A 19,607-nucleotide genomic window follows, 5' to 3' on the forward strand; every position below is an offset into this window, starting at 1 on the left:
CCACTCTGTATGGCGTAACGCTTGCCAGCGTAGGGCGGGATTCTTAGAATCTCTCTTTTACATTCCACGCTTTCCTAGAACGCCCCAGTCGGTAGAGGACCATTCATGCAAGTTTCCGTCGAAACGACCTCCCAGATCGAGCGCCGTGTCACGTTCCAGGTGCCGGCCGCCGAGGTCGACGAGGCCGTCGAAGCCCGCCTCAAGGACACGGCGAAGAACATTCGCCTCAACGGTTTCCGCAAGGGCCGGGTACCCATGTCCGTGGTGCGCCAGCGTTACGGCCGCGGCGTGCGCGACGAGGTCGTGGGCGAGCTGATGCGTGAGCGTTATGTGCGTGCCATCACTGAGCAGAACCTCAATCCGGCCGGCTTCCCGAGCATCGAGCCCAAGGTTGACGAGGCGGGCAAGGATCTTGAGTTCGTGGCCTCCCTCGAGGTTTATCCCGAGGTTGAGCTGGCCTCGATCGAAGGTACCGAGGTCGAGCGCCCCGTGGTGGAAGTGAGCGATGCCGATCTCGAGGAGATGGTCGAGACCCTGCGTAAGCAGAACGCCACCTGGGAAGAGGTCGAGCGGGCTGCCGAAGAGGGCGACCAGGTCAAGATCGACTTCCAGGGCTTCCTGGGCGACGAGCCCTTCGAGGGCGGTAGTGCCGAAGGGCACGATCTGGTGCTTGGTTCCGGCAACTTCATTCCCGGGTTCGAGGATCAGCTCGTCGGTGCCAAGGCTGGCGAGGAGAAGGAGATCAAGGTCACCTTCCCCGAGGATTACCAGGCTGAACACCTGGCCGGTCAGGACGCCACCTTCAAGGTCAAGGTGCATGCGGTCAAGGGGCAGACTCTGCCCGAGGTCGACGAGGCATTCATCAAGCGCTTCGGCGTTGAAGACGGCGACGTCGAGAAATTCCGCGCCGAGGTCAAGAAGAACATGTCCCGCGAGGCCAAGCAGGCCGTCGACAATCGGGTCAAGCAGCAGGTTCTCGAGGCCCTGAAGAAGGCCAACGACATTCCGGTGCCCCAAGCACTGGTCCAGCAGGAGACCGATGCGCTCAAGCGTCAGGCAGCGCAGCAGTTTGGGCTGGGTGAAGATTTCGACGTTTCCCAGCTGCCCAACGAGCTGTTCTCCGAGCAGGCCAAGAGCCGCGTTCAGGTCGGTCTGCTGTTGGCTGAGGTGATCAAGTCGAATGAGCTCGATGCCAGCGACGACGAGATCCGCGCCAAGGTCGAGGAACTGGCCGAACAGTATCAGGAGCCGCAGCAGGTCATTGACTACTATATGGGCAACGACCAGCTCAAGACTCAGGTCAAGTCGGCTATCCTCGAAGAGAAGGCCGTCGACAAGCTGCTGGAGCAGGCCTCGGTCAAGGATGTCGAAATGAGCTATCAGCAGGCCCTGGCCGCCGCCCAGCAGGGTGACCAGGAGAGCGAAGAAGGCGAAGGCGAGGAAGCCAAGGGCTGATTTTGGCGGCCTGAAGGTTTTTGCCGGCCACCTCGCTGGTGGCCGGCGGAGACGCCGCTTTCCATTCATCGGATGCAAGGACATCACACTGATGAGCAACGAGTTCGAGACCCGAAACGCCGGCGGCCTGGTGCCGATGGTCGTAGAGCAGAGCGCGCGTGGCGAGCGGGCCTACGATATCTACTCCAGGCTGCTGAAGGAGCGTGTGATCTTTCTGGTAGGGCCGGTGGAAGATCATATGGCCAACCTGATCGTGGCGCAGCTGCTCTTCCTTGAATCCGAGAATCCGGACAAGGACATCCACCTCTATATCAACTCCCCTGGCGGTGCCGTGACTGCCGGTATGGCGATCTATGACACCATGCAGTTCATCAAACCCGATGTCTCCACCGTGTGCATCGGCCAGGCGGCCAGCATGGGTGCGCTGCTGTTGGCGGGCGGTGCCGCGGGCAAGCGCTATTCGCTGCCACACTCGCGCATGATGATCCACCAACCGCTGGGCGGCTACCAGGGCCAGGCGGCGGACATCGAGATTCATACCCGCGAGATCCTGGGGATTCGGGACAAGCTGAACCGTATCCTGGCCCACCATACCGGGCAGGATATCGACACCATCGCTCGGGATACCGACCGCGACAATTTCATGAGCGGCACTCAGGCGGTGGAATACGGTCTGATCGATGCTGTACTGGATAAGCGGCCCACATCCTGATAGCGTGAAATCAAACACGCTTCAACTACGTGATTTAGCGGCGGCCGATCTGGCCGCCGAAGTGACAGAGGTACGCGAATGGCCGACGGCAAAGGCAAGGACGAAGGCGGCAAGCTGCTTTACTGCTCGTTCTGCGGCAAGAACCAGAACGAAGTGCGCAAGCTGATTGCGGGCCCGTCCGTTTATATCTGCGACGAGTGTGTCGATCTCTGCAACGACATCATTCGCGAGGAAGTTCTCGATGCCGATGCCGAGAGCGATGAGGAGCGTCTGCCCGTTCCCCGCGAGATTCGTCGCACCCTGGATGAGTATGTGATCGGTCAGGACCGCGCCAAGACGGTGCTGTCCGTGGCGGTCTACAACCACTACAAGCGTCTGCGTGCCGGCATCAAGGGCGACGACGTGGAGCTTGGCAAATCCAATATTCTGCTGATCGGGCCTACCGGTAGTGGCAAGACGCTGCTGGCCGAGACCATGGCGCGCCTGCTCAACGTGCCCTTCACCATCGCCGATGCCACCACCCTCACCGAGGCGGGTTATGTCGGCGAGGATGTCGAGAACATCATCCAGAAGCTGCTGCAAAAGTGCGATTACGATGTGGAGAAGGCCCAGCGCGGTATTGTCTACATCGATGAAATCGACAAGATCTCGCGTAAGTCGGACAATCCTTCGATCACCCGCGACGTGTCGGGCGAGGGGGTGCAGCAGGCCCTGCTCAAGCTGATCGAAGGCACCACGGCGTCCGTGCCACCGCAGGGTGGCCGCAAGCATCCACAGCAGGAGTTCCTGCAGGTCGATACCGGCAACATCCTGTTCATCGTTGGCGGTGCCTTTGCCGGGCTGGACAAGGTGATTCGCGATCGTGCCGAGAAGGGCGGTATCGGCTTCAGCGCCGAGGTGAAGAGCAAGGACGAGACCAAGGGGGTGGGTGATCTGCTTGCCGAAGTCGAGCCGGAGGATCTGGTCAAGTTTGGCCTGATTCCGGAGTTCGTTGGCCGCTTGCCGGTCATCGCTACCCTGACCGAGCTCAATGAGGATGCATTGATCCAGATTCTCACTGAGCCCAAGAACTCTTTGGTCAAGCAGTACGCCCGCCTGTTCGACATGGAGGGCGTCGAGCTGGAGTTCCGCGAGGACGCCCTGCGTGCCGTGGCGGCCAAGGCGATGGCGCGCAAGACCGGCGCCCGTGGGCTGCGCTCCATCCTTGAGTCGGTACTGCTCGATACCATGTACGAAATACCCTCGATGGAGGGAGTCTCGAAGGTGGTCATCGATGCATCGGTCATCGCCGGTGAGAGCGACCCCTTGCTGATCTATTCGCAGCAGGACCAGCGGGTCGACGGTACTGACGGCTGAAGCTGGGCGGCGAGCCGCTGCCAGCCCATGACGAAAAGGGGTCGCTCGGGCGGCCCCTTTCCATGTTCTCCAGCACCCCCTTGTAATGGGGGTACCGTGCCCCAATCCCCCCTGTATCCACCGATTTCTGTTTGAGGAACGTCTGCGATGCAGCAGAACGCCGTTCAGACCCTGAGTCTGCCCCTACTGCCACTGCGGGACGTGGTCGTCTATCCGCAGATGGTGATCCCGCTGTTCGTCGGCCGCGAGAAGTCGATCCAGGCCCTCGATGCGGCCATGGCGGCCGACAAGCGCGTGCTGCTGGTTGCCCAGCGCGAGGCTGGGCAGGATGACCCGGGGACCGACGATCTTTTCACCATCGGTACCGTTGCCGAGATCATGCAGCTGCTCAAGCTGCCCGATGGCACCGTCAAGGTGCTGATCGAGGGCGTGTCGCGGGCGGACTTGCGTGAAGTTCACCATACCGATCAGGGCCACAGCGTGGCCGAGGCGGTATTGCGCGACAGCGAGCCCCTGAGCGAGCGTGAGCAGGAGGCGCTGGTGCGGGTGCTGCTCAATCAGTTCGAGCAGTACGTCAAGCTCTCCAAGAAAGTCCCCAACGAGGTGCTCAACTCGCTTTCGGGCATCGAGGACCCGAGTCGCCTCGTCGATACGATCTGTGCTCATCTCTCGCTCAAGATACAGGACAAGCAGCAACTGCTGGAAATGGATCGTGTGCGTGAGCGCATCGAGCATCTCATGGCGCTGATTGAATCCGAGATCGATCTGCTCCAGGTGGAGAAGCGCATTCGCTCCCGCGTGAAGGACCAGATGGAGAAGTCCCAGCGTGAGTACTATCTCAACGAGCAGATGAAGGCCATCCAGAAGGAGATGGGCGAGCTCGAGAACGTGCCCAACGAGGCCGAGAAGTACGAGCGTGCGATCGAAGAATCGGGCATGCCCAAGGAGGCGCGCGACAAGGCCGTGCAGGAGCTCGGCAAGCTCAAGATGATGTCGCCGAGTTCTGCCGAGGCCACGGTGGTACGTTCCTATCTGGACTGGCTGGTGTCGGTGCCATGGAAGAAGCGTACCCGGGTCAAGCATGACCTGATACACGCCCACAAGGTGCTGGACGAGGACCACTACGGTCTCGAGGAAGTCAAGGAACGCATCCTCGAATACCTGGCGGTGCAGAAGCGGGTCAAGAAGCTCAAGGGGCCGGTGCTGTGCCTGGTGGGGCCGCCGGGGGTGGGCAAGACCTCGCTCGGCCAGTCGATCGCTCGGGCCACCAACCGCAAGTACGTGCGCCTGGCTCTGGGTGGCGTGCGCGACGAATCCGAGATCCGCGGTCATCGCCGCACCTACATCGGTTCGCTGCCGGGCAAGCTGATCCAGCGCATGAGCAAGGCCGGAGTCAAGAATCCGCTGTTCCTGCTCGACGAAGTCGACAAGATCGGCATGGATCACCGTGGCGATCCCGCCTCGGCGCTGCTCGAGGTGCTCGATCCGGAGCAGAACGACAAGTTCAACGATCACTACCTGGAGCTGGACTACGATCTCTCCGAGGTGATGTTCATCTGTACCGCCAACTCGATGAACATACCCGGCCCGCTGCTGGATCGTATGGAGGTCATTCGTCTGCCGGGGTATACCGAGGACGAGAAGCTGGCCATTGCGCGCCGCTACCTGGTGCCCAAGCAGTTGAACTCCAACGGCTTCAAGGACGAGGAACTGAGCTTCTCCGATGAGTCGCTGCTGGAGCTGATCCGCTACTACACCCGTGAGGCAGGGGTGCGTGAGCTGGAGCGGCAGATCGCCAAGGTGTGTCGCAAGGTCCTGCGCGAGCGGCTTGAGCACGAGGGCAAGGGGGCTCAGGCGCCGGTGATGTTGGCGGCGGCCGATATCGAGACCTATGCCGGCGTACGGCGTTACAGCTACGGCCTGGCCGACAAGGAGGACCAGGTGGGGCGTGTGACCGGTCTGGCCTGGACCTCGGTGGGCGGCGAGCTGCTCAATATCGAATCGGTGGTCACGCCGGGCAAGGGAAGGATCAACAAGACCGGCTCGCTGGGCGACGTGATGAAGGAGTCCGTCAGTGCCGCCCACACCGTGGTGCGGGCGCGTGCCAGTACGCTGGGTATCGACCCGGAGCGCTTCGAGAAGGAAGACCTGCATATCCACGTGCCGGAAGGCGCCACGCCCAAGGATGGCCCCAGCGCCGGTATCGCCATGGTCACGGCCATGGTGTCCGCGTATACCGGCCGTCCGATACGCTGCGACCTGGCCATGACCGGCGAAGTGAACCTGCGGGGCGAGGTGATGCCGATCGGGGGGCTAAAGGAGAAATTGCTGGCAGCACGGCGCGGTGGTATAAAGATCGTGCTCATTCCGGAAGAGAACCGCCGGGACCTCAAGGAGGTACCGGATAATATCAAGGACGCGCTGGATGTCCGGCCCGTTCGTTGGATCGACGAGGTACTGGAGGCGGCCCTGGCAGAAAGGGCCGGCAATGGTGGAGAAGAAACACGAACGGAAGATTCCGCTTCTTCTTCCAGCATGATCAGTACACATTAACGATAATTGCTGTGTCATGTCGGGGTCGGAATTCCCGACATGACGCGGTTTGGCGCCGCAGTTGCTTGACACCTCTTTTACAGCATTGCTATAAACTGCCAGCCATGCTGTGATCGTGTTGCCGGGCGAAAGGCACGCCGATTAGAGCCATTTTCTGAAACAGTCAAGGGGTGAAGTGTGAACAAATCCGAGCTGATCGAAGCTATCGCCGCGTCTGCCGACATTCCCAAGGCCGCTGCGTCTCGCGCACTGGATGCCATGGTCGACACCGTCACCGAAAGCCTCAAGAAAGGCGACAGTGTATCTCTTGTCGGATTTGGTACTTTCTCGGTGAAGGAGCGTGCCGCCCGCACCGGCCGCAACCCGCAGACAGGCCAGCCGATCCAGATCAGCGCAGCCAAGGTGCCTACCTTCAAGGCCGGCAAGGCTCTGAAAGACTCTGTGAACTGAGTCAACGGATTATTTGCGCCGATATAGTCCCAGCTAGGGACGGTCCCGCATCGGCAGCAAACGATCGAGCGCACCGCTTCGGCGGTGCGCTTTCTTTTTGGCGGCTCCGTGCCATGAACCGGTCGACAGGGCGGTCGAGATGGCCCATGGCGACCCGCCAACGTATAATGTGGCGCCACAGCCAGCCAACAATCAGCAACCGAGGCCTGCATGCTGCAAAGTATTCGTGATCGCTCCAGAAGCTGGGGTGCCAAGATCATCGTGGGTGCCGTGGTGGTTACCATGGCGCTGTTCGGCATCGAGTCCCTGGTGGGGCTGTTCGGTGGCGGAGGCGATGAAGTCGCCAAGGTGAACGGGCAGAGCATCACCCGTCAGGAGCTGGAAATGGAAGTGCAGCGTGCCATCCGTTCCGGTCAGGTGCCGCCCGAGCAGGAAAGGGCTCTGCGCGGGCAGGTGCTCGACGAGATGATCGGTGAGCGCCTGCTGCTGGCTTTTGCCGAGGATGGTGGACTCTACCTCTCCGACGAGCAGCTCGATCAGGTGATCGTGACGCTGCCCGAGTTCCAGGACCAGAACGGACGCTTCGATACCGACCTGTTCCGCAACCGCCTGGCCAGCGCTGGCTTCACGCCCAACTCGTTCCGGGCTGCGCTGCGCGTCGATCTCAAGCGCCAGCAACTGCAGCAGGGGCTCGCAGTCAGCGATTTCGTTCTCGACAGCGAGCGTGAGAGCCTGGCCGCGCTGCAGCGCCAGGTACGCAGCTTCCGCTATCACGTCCTGAGCCCGGAGGAACTCGCCGAGCCTGTGCAAGTCAGCGAGGCGGACCTGGAGTCCTATTACCAGGAGCATCGCGAGAACTACCAGCGCCCTGAGCAGGTGCGTCTGGAGTATGTCATTGTCGACCGTCAGGAAATGGCCGAACAGGTCGAGGTCAGCGATGAAGCCATTCGCCAGGCATGGGAAGAGCGCGGCCGGGATGCCGATCGTCGCGTGTCGCACATCATGGCCACGTTCGACGGCGAGCGCAGTCGCGACGAGGCCGTGGCGCGGCTGGAAGAGGTGCGCGAACGACTATCCGCCGGCGAGTCATTCGAAGACCTCGCGCTCGAGTTCTCCGATGACCCCTCGACAGCCGAACAGGGCGGCGACCTGGGAGTGATCAGCCGCGGTTTCTTTGGCGATGCCTTCGACGACGCTGCTTTCGCGCTCTCTCCGGGGCAGGTGTCAGGTATTGTCGAAACCAGTAACGGCCTGCACCTGGTCAAGGTTACGGAGCTGGATCAGGCGCCGCTGGAAGCGATGCGCGACGACCTTGCAAGGGAGCTTGCGCTAGGCCAGGTAAACGACGCGTTCAATCGTCGTGTCCAGGCGCTCATCGATGAGAGCTTTGCTGCCGACGATCTGGCCAGCGTGGCCGATAGTCTGGACCTGGAGCTGCGCGAGAGCGAGTGGGTTTCACGTGAAGGCGGCGAGGGTGTGCTATCCGAGCCCGGTATCATGAACGAGGCCTTCAGCGAGGATGTTCTTGTCGAAGGTTTCAATAGCGAGGTCATCGAGCTTGACGAGGATCGCCGCATGGTGTTGCGCGTGGCGGAGCACCGCGAGGCGACGGTGTTGCCGCTCGAGGAAGTGCGTGAGCGTGTGGCGGCTTCAGTCGAACAGCGCAAGCAACGTGAGGCGCTGCTGGAGGTTGCTCGTGAGCGTCTCGAACGCCTGCGTAGCGGTGAGGACCTCGAGCTCGAGTGGCAGCAGGTGGAGCGAGCAACCCGCCAGCAGGGCAACGTGCCGCGCACCGTGCTGCAGGCAGCCTTCCGTTTGCCGCAGCCCGCAGACGGCACTGCCGTTTACGGTCACGCCAGCGATGGCAGCCGCGTCGCGCTGATAGCGCTCGATGAGGTCGAGGTCGGCGAAGTGGACGAGCAAACCGAAGCCTTCGTGGCGCGCATGGCGGAGCAGTTGCGTGCTCAGGCCACCATCCAGGGGCTGAGAACCCACCTGCGTGAGACGGCCGATATCACTCGGCGTTGAAGGAAGGGCTCGCAGCAAGAGAAGGGGGCAAAAGCCCCTTTCTCTTTTATTCGACATTTATACCGTTATCTTTTCAAGGCGAAGCACCAATCAGGGCTAAAAGCGGTGCGCCTAATATGTTATGTTATAACGAATTCCATAGATAGGGCGCATCATGAGGACGGCACCTCTCTCGACGATACCCGTTCACTTATTTACCGGCTTCCTTGGCAGCGGCAAGACCACGCTGATTCGACGCTTGATCGAGCAAAAGCCGGAGGAGGAACGGTGGGCGGTCTTGATCAACGAGTTTGGCCAGGTCGGCATCGACCAGGCCATGTTCGAGGCGCGTGACGATGTGATCGTGAAGGGACTGCCCGGCGGGTGTCTGTGTTGCCAGCTCTCCTTCGTGTTACAGGCAACCCTGGTCAATCTGCTGCATCGCCACCGCCCGACCGTCTCATCATCGAACCTTCGGGGCTTGGTCATCCGGCCGGCCTGCTCGATGTGCTTCAGGGCGAGGCTTTTGCCGGGGTTCTCGAGATACGCGATGTCATCGTGTTGCTCGACCCGGCCCGGCTCGACGACCCCCGGGCGCGTGAGCACGAAACCTTCAACGACCAATTGACCATGGCCGATGCGGTGGCGTTGACCATGCCCGACAGGGTAGGGCCGGATCAGTTGAGCGCTGCCCGGCGTCATGCCGAGGCGTTGTGGCCACCCAAGAAGTGGGTGAGAGAAGCGCCTTTCGGCGAGCTGCCGATCGCGCTGTTGGTGGATGGTGGCCGGCATTGGGTAGACGCCGGGGGCGCACCGCAGAGCGATCCTCACGCCGCATTGCGTGATGTAGCGAAGCCAGCAGTGTTGCTCGATGACTTTGCCGCAGTCTTGCCATCTCCCGGGCAGCCTCAGCAGGAGAGCGGCCGGGCCCTGGGCTACCAGACTCTGAGCTGGCGCTGGCATCCGCTGGATGTCTTCGATCTCGACCGTTTGACCCAGGTGCTGGATCGCCTGCCTACCGGGCTGCGTGTAAAAGGGGTCTGGCACACGGACGCGGGATGGCGACTCTACAATCGCGGTGAGGGGAGTACGAGTCTTGCGGCAAGTGCCTGGCGCAAGGATTCACGGCTGGAGCTGATCGGCGAGCTGGAGCTCATGCCGCCCGCCGAGGAGACTTTGTCCGCATTGCAGGCATGCCGCCTACAGGACGGGGACGGCATGCGTTCATGAGCGGCCTGGCTGGAGCGCAATCTCGCGCAACACCGGGTCGCCGTCGGGGCCGATCTCGACCTCCCAGCCCCTGCCGGGCTGCCAGTCGCCCAGTACGATGCGTCGGGCGGGCTGGTCGTCGATCTCGATCTCGTGCACCGCAGGGCGGTGAGTATGGCCGTGGATCAGCGTGGTGACGCCATGATCGCGCATGACGCGTTCGACCTCCTCGGGAGTGACATCCATGATGTCCTCGGCCTTGTTGGAGGTCGCCTCGCCGGATTGCTGACGCAGGGCCGTAGCCAGTTGGATGCGGTCGGCCAGCGGCATGGCCAGGACCTGCTCTTGCCAGGCCGGGTTGCGTGCCTGCTCGCGAAAGGCCATGTAGGCTTCGTCGCGAGTGCACAGGCTGTCGCCGTGCATGAGCAGCACCGGTTCGTCGGCAAAGCGCAGGACGGCAGGATCGGTGACCAGTTTGGCGCCGATGGCATCGGCGAAACGGTGGCCGAGCAGGAAGTCGCGGTTGCCATGCATCAGGTAGAGCGCGGTGCCGTCGTCGGTCAATTGGCGCAGTGCCGTGGCCACGCGCAGGGCGAGGGCGGCGTTGCCGCTGGGATCCTGATCGACATGATCGAGCAGATCGTCGCCGATCCAGGCCTCGAAGAAGTCTCCCAGGATATAGAGCGTGTCGACACCGCGGGCGCGCCGGTCGAGCCAGTCGAGAAAGCCTTCGGTGACCTCAGGAGCGCCGGGGTGCAAGTGCAGGTCGGAGATCAACAGGGTTGTGCTCATGGCCATGTCTCTCGGCTTGGGGGAGCGAGCCGCCGCACGCCCGCCCCATGCGGGCGTGCAGGCCTACGGGAATCAGCTGTCGCTGGCTTCGTCCTTGACGTAGGCGCGCTGAATGATCACGTCCTCGGCGGGCACGTCGGCGTGCATGCCGCGGCGAGTGGTGTCCACGGCGGTAATGCGTTCGACCACGTCCATGCCTTCGACCACTTCACCGAAGACACAGTAGCCCCAGCCCTGGATGGACTTGCCGCTGTGGTTGAGGAAGTCGTTATCGGCCACGTTGATGAAGAACTGCGCGGTGGCGGAGTGCGGGTCCTGGGTGCGGGCCATGGCCAGGGTGCCGGTCAGGTTCTTCAGGCCGTTGTCGGCTTCGTTCTCGATCGGGTCGCGGGTGGGCTTCTGGTTGAAGTCCTGGTCGAAGCCGCCGCCCTGGATCATGAATCCGGGAATGACGCGGTGAAAGAGAGTGCCGTCGTAGTGGCCGTCGCGCACGTACTGCTCGAAATTGGCCGCGGTCTTGGGCGCCTGGTCATGGTTCAGGGCGATGGTGATGTCGCCGAAGCTGGTCTCGAGAATGATCATCGAAGTTTTCCTTTTCGAAAGCTGCGCGCCTTGGCGCCGTGCAGGGCGTGGCGTTATAATAGCGGTTTTGTATCGATGCGCGAAGCGCGTCGGATTCATCGGCTTGCCGAGGCTGGGGGCGGTGCTGTTTTTTCAGGCTTTGCCCGCGCTCCGGATTCGCGTTCCAACCAGAGGCTTTTCGCTCCAACATGACCACCGAGACCGCCAGTGCGCCGAATTTCATCCGCAACCAGATCCGCGACGAAATCCAGGCCGGCCGTAGCGACAAGATCGTCACCCGTTTTCCGCCGGAGCCCAATGGCTTCCTGCACGTGGGGCATGCCAAGTCGATCTGTCTGAACTTCGGCCTGGCCGAGCAGTTCGGTGGGGACTGTCACCTGCGCTTCGACGACACCAATCCGGCCAAGGAGGAGCAGGCCTATATCGATGCGATCAAGGAGGACGTCAGCTGGCTTGGCTTCGAGTGGGCCGGCGAGGTTCGCTATGCCTCCGATTACTTCGATCAGCTCTACGCCTGGGCGCAGCACTTGATTCGCGAGGGCAAGGCCTACGTCGACGACCTTTCGCCCGACGAGATTCGCGAGTACCGCGGCACCCTGACCGAGCCAGGACGGCCCAGCCCCTGGCGCGAGCGCAGCGTGGAGGAGAACCTCGATCTGCTCGAGCGCATGCGCGCCGGCGAGTTCAACGAGGGTGGGAAGGTGCTGCGTGCCAAGATCGACATGGCGTCGCCCAACATCAACCTGCGCGACCCGATCCTCTACCGAATTCGTCATGCCCACCATCATCAGACCGGTGACAAGTGGAAGATCTATCCTTCCTATGACTTCGCCCACGGCCAGTCCGATGCCATCGAGGGGGTGACCCACTCCATTTGCACCCTGGAGTTCGAGGATCACCGCCCGCTCTATGAGTGGTTCCTCGACAACCTGCCGGTGCCGGCCAAGCCGCGGCAGATCGAGTTCGCCCGGCTCAACATGAACTACACCCTGACCTCCAAGCGCAAGCTCAAGCTGCTGGTGGACGAGGGCATCGTCGATGGTTGGGACGATCCGCGCATGCCGACCATCTCGGGCATGCGCCGCCGCGGCTATACCCCGGCATCGATCCGCAAGTTCTGCGAGATGATCGGCGTGACCCGGGCCGATGGCGGGCTGGTCGACATCGCCATGCTCTACCATGCCATCCGTTCGGACCTCGAGGACAATGCGCCGCGCGCCATGTGCGTGCTCAACCCGCTCAAGGTGGTGTTGACCAACGTAGCCGAGGGCCACGAAGAAGTGTACGAAGTGCCTGGTCACCCCGCTCGGGAGGACATGGGCCTGCGCCGGGTGCCGTTCACCCGCGAGCTCTACATCGACCGGGAAGACTTCATGGAGGAGCCGCCGAAGAAGTTCTTCCGCCTGGCGCCCGGTCAAGAGGTGCGCTTGCGCAACTCCTACGTGATCCGCTGCGACGAGGTGATCAAGGACGACAGCGGCGAGGTCGTGGAGCTGCGTTGCTCGGTGGATTTCGACACCTTGGGCAAGAATCCCGAGGGGCGCAAGGTCAAGGGCGTGATCCATTGGGTCAGTGCCACCCATGCGGTACCCATGGAGGTGCGCCTGTACGACAACCTGTTCCTGGTCGAGCAACCCGACAAGGACAAGGACGCCGATTTCCTCGAGCATCTCAATCCCGAGTCGCTCAAGGTCTGTCAGGCCATGGGCGAGCCCAGCCTGGCCGACACGGCACCCGAGTCGCGCTTCCAGTTCGAGCGCGTAGGCTACTTCTGTGCCGACCGCCACGCCTGTCGTGACGGCAAGCTGGTGTTCAATCGTACCGTTGGGCTGAAGGACAGCTGGGCCAAGGTTCAGAAGCAAGAAGCCCAGAAGAATGATGGCCAGAAGAAGGGCTGACATGCAGATCTACAATACGCTGACGCGGCGCAAGGAGACGTTCACCCCCATCGAGCCGGGCAAGGTGCGCATGTACGTCTGCGGCATGACCGTCTATGACTACTGCCACCTGGGCCATGCCCGGGTGATGGTGGCCTTCGACGTGGTGACCCGCTACCTGCGCTGGCGCGGCTTCGACGTCACCTACGTACGCAATATCACCGACATCGACGACAAGATCCTCAAGCGCGCCGAGGAGAATGGCGAGAGCATCGCGGCGCTGACCGAGCGCATGATCGATGCCATGCACGAGGACGAGACGCGTCTTGGCGTGCTGCGTCCCGATCACGAGCCGCGTGCCACGGGCCACGTGGCCGAGATCATCGCCATGGTCGAGACCCTGATCGACAAGGGCTATGCCTATCCGGCCGCCAACGGTGACGTCTACTACCGGGTGCGCAAGTTCGAGGGCTACGGCAAGCTCAACAACCGCAACCTGGACGAGATGCGTGCCGGCGCCCGGGTCGAGGTCGACGAGTACAAGGAGGATCCGCTCGACTTCGTGCTGTGGAAGGCTGCCAAGCCAGGCGAGGCGAGCTGGCCCTCGCCCTGGGGTGAGGGACGCCCCGGTTGGCATATCGAGTGCTCGGCGATGTCGACCTGCTGCCTGGGCGATACCTTCGACATCCACGGCGGCGGCCCGGACCTGACTTTCCCGCACCACGAGAACGAGATTGCCCAGTCCGAAGCAGCTACCGGCAAGCCCTACGTCAACACCTGGATGCATGCCGGGGCAGTGCGGGTGAACCAGGAGAAGATGTCCAAGTCGCTGGGCAATTTCTTCACTATCCGCGAGGTGCTCGAGGTTCACGATCCGGAAGTGGTGCGCTACCTGCTGGTGGCCAGCCACTATCGTAGCCCGATCAATTATGCCCCCGAGTCGCTGGCCGAGGCGCGCAAGTCGCTGGAGCGTTTCTACACCGCTCTCGAGGGTCTTGAGCCCGGGAGCGCCGTGGGCACGGTCGACAGCCGCTTCGCCGAGCGCTTCACCGCCGCCATGGATGACGACTTCAACACTGCGGAGGCGCTTTCGGTGCTGTTCGAGCTGGTGCGCGAGCTGAACCGTGCCAGGAAGGAAACGCCCGACGAGGCGCCGGCACTGGCTGCCGAGCTGCGTCGTCTGGGCGGCGTGCTGGGGCTGTTCGGCCAGGATCCGCAGGCCTTCCTCAAGGGCGGCCAGGCGGCGCTGCCGTTGAGCGAAGAAGAGATCGAGGCGCGCATCGTGCAACGGGCCGAAGCCAAGAAAGCCAGGGACTTCGCTGCCGCCGATGCCATCCGCGATGAACTCGCCGCACTCGGCATCGTGCTCAAGGATTCCCGAGAGGGGACGAGCTGGGTCTTCGAGTCGCCGAAACCATAACGGAGCTTCAAGGTCTGTGCGCCCGGCTTCGGCCGGGCGCAGTCGTGTCTGGGTCAGGCAAGCGGCCGAGGGGGCAGCGGTATCTGCAGTGGCCAGCTGTCATCCACGATGAACAGGCGCCGATGACGGCGGTCGCGAGCACGGGGGCCGAGCAGGGCGATTTGCACCGGAGCGGAGGGACGGGAAAAATGCTGGGCGAGGCGCGCCTCGACCTGATGTAGCGGCAGGAACGCTTCGTCCCGCGGTAGCGCCAGCCAGTGAGGCTTGACCAGCCAGACGGCGCGAGTGTTGCGGGCCAGGCCGTCGCGCAGTCGCCGCCAGTCGCACCAGTGCAGCCAATGACCGCGCAGGTGATCGGAAGCCGCTTCGTGTGGCTTCGGCATGGGCGCCTGCCAGGGATAGAACAGCACGCCGGGTATCGCTAGCTGACGCAGGATGGCGATCTCCGGGGCTGGGCCGATGTCGCGAGGATGGGTGTGCTGACGGATCGCCGTGCGCGTTTCGACTCTCTCCGTCAGGCGCAACTGATGGCGGTCGAGGTGCTCGCGTTTGGTGGCCAGACTGTCGGCGCCGCCGGGACCGATCCAGCGGGCCTGGCCATGAAGTGGGCCTGGGCCTTCCGGTAACCCCAGGTAGAACTTGATCGCCACTTCCAGATGAACCGGCGTGGGGTCGTCTCGTCGACGATAGAGCAGGTCGAGTTCGCCCAGGGTGCGCTTGCCCTGATGCACGCGCAGGTTGCTGGCGAGCAGGCGAGTGCCCGGCGCGGTATCGAGCAGGAACTGCCACAGGCGCTCGTGGTAATGCCCATGCGGCCGTCGACCGTATCGCCCACCCGGCGCTCCAACCCTTGGGGATTGGCCTCGAGCTCGCCGAGCCAGTCGTACAGGAGATCATCGCCTTCCAGGCCTAGGTCCGCGCGGCTGGGCCTGCCTGGCCAAGGGGTGCGGATCAGGTCTGGCGCCAGCACGATCCAGGCCAGATCGCGCACCAGCGGGTGATGGCAACGGGCGAGCAGGGCGGCATCGTCCTCGGACATGGTGGGCGTGTAGCTCCGCGTTGAGATCGTGTCTGACAGTCAAACTGTACACGCCTTATACTCTACTGACATTCACAACGGATGGTGGTGACGATGAAACGCTCCTTGTCCAGCCTGGCGGCGTTGGCTGCCGGTTCCCTGTTGCTCGCCGCGAGCGTGCAGGCCAATGAACCGGTGACGGTATCCTCCAAGATCGACACCGAAGGTTCGGTACTGGGTCAGTTGATCATCCAGCGCTTGCAGCAGGGTGGCATCGAGACCGAGGATCGGCTGCAGCTCGGTGCCACGAACATCGTGCGCCAGGCACTGTTGAGCGGAGAAATCGACCTCTATCCCGAGTATACGGGCAACGGTGCCTTCTTCTTCGACATGGCCGACAGCGATGTCTGGCACGACGCTGACCAGGCCTTTGAGACGGTGCGCGAGCGGGATGCCGAGAACGGTCTGGTCTGGCTGATGCCGGCGCAGGCCAACAATACCTGGGCCATGAGCGTGCGCGGCGACCTGGCCCGTGAGCATGGCCTCGAGACCTTGGAGGATCTCGCCGAGTATCTTGGTGACGGCGGGGAATTCAAGTTCGCCGCCAGCGCGGAGTTCGTCGAATCGGAGCAGGCGCTACCGGCATTTCAGGAAGCCTATGGTTTCGAACTGAGCGCCGACCAGTTGCTGGTGCTGTCCGGCGGCAACACCGCTGCCACCATGCGTGCCGCCGCCCAGCAGACCAGCGGCGTGAATGGTGCCATGACCTATGGTACCGACGGTGGGCTCAATGCACTGGACCTGGTGGTGTTGGAGGACACGCTCGGCGTGCAGCCGGTCTACCAGCCGGCGCCGGTGGTGCGTGAGGAAGTACTCGAGGCTTACCCGCAGATTGCCGAGCTGCTCGAACCACTGTTCCAGTCGCTCGATCTCGAGACGCTGCAGGAGCTCAACGCCCGGGTCGCGGTGGAGGGCCTCGATCCGCGCCAGGTTGCCGAGGAGTATCTGTCCGGGCTGCAGGACTGACGCGTGGGTGAGGGCAGGCAATCTCCCAATTGGGTTCTGTTGAGTCTGATGCTTGCTGCCGTAGCCGCGTGGCTATCGCTCGACGCGGTGAGCGTGGCACCCAACCGAATCGTACCCGGCACTCCCCACATGGCGTTGGGCGTCATGGGAGGCTGGCCGGCCTGGCTGTTGGCCCTGCCCATGCTGGCCGTGGCAGTGCTGGCCTGGAAGCCCGGTCGCAAGGAGCTGAGGCTCTCGCTGGTTGCCGTGGTGACGCTGTTGGCGCTGCTGCCGCTGTGGCTTTCGGCGGCGACGGCGGTGCTGGTCGAGCCGGACATGCCGCAGGCGCGTGTCGCCATCGGTCGCTCCCTCTGGCTGGTGCTGTTCCTGCTGCTGCTGGCAACGATCGAGCTGCGCACCCGGCTCGGGTTGTCGCGCCCGTTGGGCTGGCTGCTGCTGGTGCCGATGGTCTCGAGCTGGTGGTTGTCGCTCGCGCTATGGCTGGAGCCGCTGGCTCTGCTGCGCGAGTACCAGGCGCGTAGCGACCAGTTCATGAGTGCGTTGCTGGTGCATCTGATATTGGTCGGTGCGGCTGTCGGCGCCAGCTTGGTGCTGGCATCCCTGCTGGCTCTGGCCATGCGGCGGCATGCCGGAATCCGCCGTACGGGGTTCGCTGTGCTCAACTTTCTCCAGACCATTCCCAGCCTGGCGCTGTTCGGGTTGTTGCTGGCACCGCTTGCTTGGCTCGGTTCGCGGCTTGACTGGCTGGCGGCGTTCGGCGTCAGCGGTATCGGCTGGGCACCGGCATTCCTGGCGTTGCTCGGCTACAGTCTGCTCCCCATGGTGCGCAACATTCATGTGGCGCTGGAGGAAGTGGAGCCGGCGGTGATCGAATCGGCCCGGGGCATGGGCATGAGCCGGCGCCAGGTGTTCCTGCAGGTTCGCTTGCCGTTGGCGCTGCCGGTAGTGCTGGAGGGAATTCGCATCACCACGGTCCAGGCGATAGGCTTGACCGCGGTGGCGGCGCTGATCGGAGCCGGCGGGCTTGGCACCTTCATTTTCCAGGGCCTGGGCCAGGCGGCCATGGACATGGTCCTGCTCGGCGCCTTGCCGATCATCGTGCTGGCACTGGTGGCAGATGCCTTGTTCGGTTCCCTGAGTGAACGCCTGCGTCCGGGAGGGGCGGCATGATCGAACTGTTCGACGTGACCAAGCGCTTCGGCAGCGAGACCGCGGTCGATGGCATCTCGCTGCGTGTGGAGAAGGGCGAGCTATGTGCGCTGGTCGGGACCTCGGGCTGCGGCAAGTCCACCACGCTGCGCATGATCAACCGCCTGATCGAGCATGACGGCGGCGAGATTCACCTCGATGGCCAGCCGGTGCGTAACTTCGACGAAGTCGAGCTGCGTCGGCGGATCGGCTATGTCATCCAGAGTACCGGGCTGTTTCCGCACTGGACGGTGGCACGTAACATCGGGCTGGTACCGCGCCTGCTGAAGTGGCCCAAGGCCAGGGTGCGCGAACGGGTCGAGGAACTGATGCACCTGCTTGGCCTGTCGGTTGCCGAGTTCGCCGACAAGTATCCGCGTCAGCTTTCCGGCGGGCAGGCGCAGCGGGTAGGGGTCGCCCGGGCGCTGGCCGCCGATCCGGACATCCTGCTGATGGACGAGCCCTTCGGGGCGCTGGACCCGATCACTCGTGAAACCCTGCAGCAGGAGATGCGCGAGCTTCAGGCCCGCCTGCACAAGACGGTCGTCTTCGTCACTCACGACATGGACGAGGCATTGGCCCTGGCCGATCGGCTGGTGGTGATGCATCAGGGCCGGATCGTGCAGCAGGGTAAGCCCATCGAGCTGTTGCACGAGCCTGCCAACCCCTTCGTCGAGTCGCTGCTGGGTGGGTTGGATCGCGGCCTCAAGGAGGCGGCGCTGATTCAGGTATCCGAGCGCATGCTGCCGCTGGGCCCCCGCCTGCTGGCCAGTGAGCGAATTGCCTACGGCGCGCCGCTCAGCCAGGCGCTGTCGGTAATGCTGTGGCACCGCGTGGATCGCCTGACGGTGGTCGACGAAGAGGACATCCCCATCGGCGAGCTGTCGCTACGCCGCCTGCTCGGGGCCAAGGCTTCATGAATCGCCAGGCGGCGGTAGCCGTGACGGGAATGCCGGTGGCCTCCTTGCGCCGCTGGCTGGCGCCGCTGGCCTGGTTGTCGCTGTTGCTGCTGCTGACGGTTGGGATGACCCACTTGGAATGGCTGTTTCGCCTGATCGAGCCGGACATGCGTCAAGTGATCTATCGCCGTGCCGGTTTCTTCACTCTGCTGGCACAGCATGTCCTGGTAGTGGGCGCAGCCTCGCTGCTGGCCGTGATCCTGGGGGTGGGAGCGGCAATTGCCGTCACGCGAACGGCCGGCCGGGACTTCCTGCCATTGGTGTCGCAGCTCGCTTCCATTGGCCAGACCTTCCCTCCCGTTGCCGTGCTGGCGCTGGCGGTACCCGCGCTCGGCTTCGGTACCTTGCCGATCATCGTCGCCCTGTTGCTGTACGGACTGTTGCCGATCGTGCGCAATACCCTGGCCGGGATCGATGGCATCGACCCCGAGGTGCGCGAGGCGGCGCGCGGCATGGGCATGACGGCAGGGCAGATCCTGCGCCAGGTGGAGCTACCGCTGGCCGCGCCGGTGATCCTCGCCGGCATTCGTACCTCCGTCACCATCAATATCGCCACTGCCGCGCTGGGGGCCACCGTCGGTGCCAGTAATCTGGGCGATCCCATCATTTCCGGCATCGTCAATGGCAATACCGCCTATATCGTGCAGGGTGCGCTGTTGATTGGGCTGCTTGCCCTGTGTGTCGACAGCATGTTCGAGCGAATGCAGCGTCGTCCCGACGCCTGATGTCGCTAATCTAGCGCCGTTCCTGGTTTGGATGATCCTTCCGGGAAGGTGGTGTCTTTTGGTGCATCATGTCGCCAGGCAGCCGCTTCGCTAGGGAATTTCTTATACGAAGTGCTTATAGGCTGGCAAAATGGATGCGGTTAGATTCATCTTACGTTAACGTCAACTCCTCCAGCGTTAGCGACTTGCTGGAGTGACCCTCTGGCAGACGGCTACATTAGAGACAACACTGCCCTCACGAGGGGCGGTATTTCCTCCTGCCACCACCCAAGGATCAG

General features: G+C 63.1%; 15 protein-coding genes and 1 pseudogene. 13 read left to right on the forward strand and 3 right to left on the reverse strand.

Features of this window, described 5'->3' with window-relative positions:
• Nucleotides 1-105 precede the first annotated feature (105 nt).
• From tig to EKK97_RS25815, 7 genes and pseudogenes are all read left to right on the forward strand, one after another.
• A complete protein-coding gene (tig, locus tag EKK97_RS11415; protein WP_159551960.1) occupies nt 106-1,455 on the forward strand; it encodes a trigger factor in 1,350 nt (449 codons plus the stop codon).
• A 91-nt stretch (nt 1,456-1,546) separates the two neighbouring features.
• Complete coding sequence (gene clpP / locus EKK97_RS11420) at nt 1,547-2,167, forward strand: ATP-dependent Clp endopeptidase proteolytic subunit ClpP (RefSeq protein WP_159551962.1); 621 nt, start codon at nt 1,547-1,549, stop codon at nt 2,165-2,167.
• A gap of 78 nt (nt 2,168-2,245) precedes the next feature.
• The gene (clpX, locus tag EKK97_RS11425) at nt 2,246-3,523 is read left to right on the forward strand and encodes an ATP-dependent Clp protease ATP-binding subunit ClpX (RefSeq protein WP_159551964.1); all 1,278 of its coding nucleotides are present in this window, start codon (nt 2,246-2,248) and stop codon (nt 3,521-3,523) included.
• Nucleotides 3,524-3,670: 147 nt separating this feature from the next.
• Nucleotides 3,671-6,076 carry an endopeptidase La gene (gene lon / locus EKK97_RS11430; RefSeq protein WP_159551966.1) on the forward strand — a complete coding sequence of 802 codons (2,406 nt, stop codon included), beginning with the start codon at nt 3,671-3,673 and terminating at the stop codon, nt 6,074-6,076.
• A 177-nt stretch (nt 6,077-6,253) separates the two neighbouring features.
• Nucleotides 6,254-6,526, forward strand: a complete 273-nt coding sequence (locus EKK97_RS11435; protein WP_086509724.1) for an HU family DNA-binding protein — start codon at nt 6,254-6,256, stop codon at nt 6,524-6,526.
• Nucleotides 6,527-6,736: 210 nt separating this feature from the next.
• Nucleotides 6,737-8,554 (forward strand): SurA N-terminal domain-containing protein, encoded by a 1,818-nt coding sequence (locus tag EKK97_RS11440; protein WP_159551968.1) that lies wholly within the window; start codon nt 6,737-6,739, stop codon nt 8,552-8,554.
• A 154-nt stretch (nt 8,555-8,708) separates the two neighbouring features.
• Nucleotides 8,709-9,763 (forward strand): annotated as a pseudogene (locus EKK97_RS25815) (CobW family GTP-binding protein).
• Here EKK97_RS25815 and EKK97_RS11450 read toward each other — a convergent pair.
• Together EKK97_RS11450 and EKK97_RS11455 are read right to left on the reverse strand one after the other, a co-directional pair.
• On the reverse strand, nt 9,758-10,534 hold the full coding sequence (locus EKK97_RS11450) for a UDP-2,3-diacylglucosamine diphosphatase (RefSeq protein ID WP_159551970.1): 777 nt from the start codon (nt 10,532-10,534) through the stop codon (nt 9,758-9,760). The pseudogene EKK97_RS25815 and the gene EKK97_RS11450 overlap by 6 nt on opposite strands.
• 72 nt (nt 10,535-10,606) lie before the next feature.
• Nucleotides 10,607-11,116 carry a peptidylprolyl isomerase gene (locus tag EKK97_RS11455; protein WP_159551972.1) on the reverse strand — a complete coding sequence of 170 codons (510 nt, stop codon included), beginning with the start codon at nt 11,114-11,116 and terminating at the stop codon, nt 10,607-10,609.
• Nucleotides 11,117-11,304: 188 nt separating this feature from the next.
• Between EKK97_RS11455 and EKK97_RS11460 the strand changes: the two genes are divergently transcribed.
• Nucleotides 11,305-13,014 (forward strand): glutamine--tRNA ligase/YqeY domain fusion protein, encoded by a 1,710-nt coding sequence (locus EKK97_RS11460; protein ID WP_159551974.1) that lies wholly within the window; start codon nt 11,305-11,307, stop codon nt 13,012-13,014.
• 1 nt (nt 13,015) lies between these two features.
• Nucleotides 13,016-14,413, forward strand: coding sequence for a cysteine--tRNA ligase (gene cysS / locus EKK97_RS11465; protein ID WP_159551976.1), 1,398 nt, complete (start codon nt 13,016-13,018; stop codon nt 14,411-14,413).
• Nucleotides 14,414-14,466: 53 nt separating this feature from the next.
• Here the strand turns inward: cysS and EKK97_RS11470 are convergent, their stop codons facing one another.
• Nucleotides 14,467-15,294, reverse strand: a complete 828-nt coding sequence (locus tag EKK97_RS11470) for a DUF1853 family protein (RefSeq protein ID WP_340162979.1) — start codon at nt 15,292-15,294, stop codon at nt 14,467-14,469.
• 251 nt (nt 15,295-15,545) lie between these two features.
• Between EKK97_RS11470 and osmF the strand changes: the two genes are divergently transcribed.
• From osmF to EKK97_RS11490, 4 genes are read left to right on the forward strand one after another with little or no spacing between them, the layout of a single operon-like run.
• On the forward strand, nt 15,546-16,457 hold the full coding sequence (osmF, locus tag EKK97_RS11475) for a glycine betaine ABC transporter substrate-binding protein OsmF (protein ID WP_159551978.1): 912 nt from the start codon (nt 15,546-15,548) through the stop codon (nt 16,455-16,457).
• Between the two features lie 48 nt (nt 16,458-16,505).
• Complete coding sequence (locus tag EKK97_RS11480; RefSeq protein ID WP_201297077.1) at nt 16,506-17,627, forward strand: ABC transporter permease; 1,122 nt, start codon at nt 16,506-16,508, stop codon at nt 17,625-17,627.
• A complete protein-coding gene (locus EKK97_RS11485; protein WP_159551982.1) occupies nt 17,624-18,565 on the forward strand; it encodes an ABC transporter ATP-binding protein in 942 nt (313 codons plus the stop codon). The genes EKK97_RS11480 and EKK97_RS11485 overlap by 4 nt, the downstream gene beginning before the upstream one ends.
• A complete protein-coding gene (locus EKK97_RS11490) occupies nt 18,562-19,329 on the forward strand; it encodes an ABC transporter permease (RefSeq protein ID WP_234286269.1) in 768 nt (255 codons plus the stop codon). Before EKK97_RS11485 ends, EKK97_RS11490 begins: the two co-directional genes overlap by 4 nt.
• Nucleotides 19,330-19,607 lie beyond the last annotated feature (278 nt).

The organism is Billgrantia tianxiuensis, assembly GCF_009834345.1.
Lineage (GTDB): Bacteria > Pseudomonadota > Gammaproteobacteria > Pseudomonadales > Halomonadaceae > Halomonas > Halomonas tianxiuensis.

What these genes read in the sequence shown, in the direction of transcription:
- tig (WP_159551960.1), top strand. Translation starts at nt 106, where the DNA reads ATGCAAGTTTCCGTCGAAACGACCTCCCAGATCGAGCGCCGTGTCACG.
- clpP (WP_159551962.1), top strand. Translation starts at nt 1,547, where the DNA reads ATGAGCAACGAGTTCGAGACCCGAAACGCCGGCGGCCTGGTGCCGATG.
- clpX (WP_159551964.1), top strand. Translation starts at nt 2,246, where the DNA reads ATGGCCGACGGCAAAGGCAAGGACGAAGGCGGCAAGCTGCTTTACTGC.
- lon (WP_159551966.1), top strand. Translation starts at nt 3,671, where the DNA reads ATGCAGCAGAACGCCGTTCAGACCCTGAGTCTGCCCCTACTGCCACTG.
- EKK97_RS11440 (WP_159551968.1), top strand. Translation starts at nt 6,737, where the DNA reads ATGCTGCAAAGTATTCGTGATCGCTCCAGAAGCTGGGGTGCCAAGATC.
- EKK97_RS11450 (WP_159551970.1), bottom strand. Translation starts at nt 10,534, where the DNA reads ATGAGCACAACCCTGTTGATCTCCGACCTGCACTTGCACCCCGGCGCT.
- EKK97_RS11455 (WP_159551972.1), bottom strand. Translation starts at nt 11,116, where the DNA reads ATGATCATTCTCGAGACCAGCTTCGGCGACATCACCATCGCCCTGAAC.
- EKK97_RS11460 (WP_159551974.1), top strand. Translation starts at nt 11,305, where the DNA reads ATGACCACCGAGACCGCCAGTGCGCCGAATTTCATCCGCAACCAGATC.
- cysS (WP_159551976.1), top strand. Translation starts at nt 13,016, where the DNA reads ATGCAGATCTACAATACGCTGACGCGGCGCAAGGAGACGTTCACCCCC.
- osmF (WP_159551978.1), top strand. Translation starts at nt 15,546, where the DNA reads ATGAAACGCTCCTTGTCCAGCCTGGCGGCGTTGGCTGCCGGTTCCCTG.
- EKK97_RS11480 (WP_201297077.1), top strand. Translation starts at nt 16,506, where the DNA reads ATGCTTGCTGCCGTAGCCGCGTGGCTATCGCTCGACGCGGTGAGCGTG.
- EKK97_RS11485 (WP_159551982.1), top strand. Translation starts at nt 17,624, where the DNA reads ATGATCGAACTGTTCGACGTGACCAAGCGCTTCGGCAGCGAGACCGCG.
- EKK97_RS11490 (WP_234286269.1), top strand. Translation starts at nt 18,562, where the DNA reads ATGAATCGCCAGGCGGCGGTAGCCGTGACGGGAATGCCGGTGGCCTCC.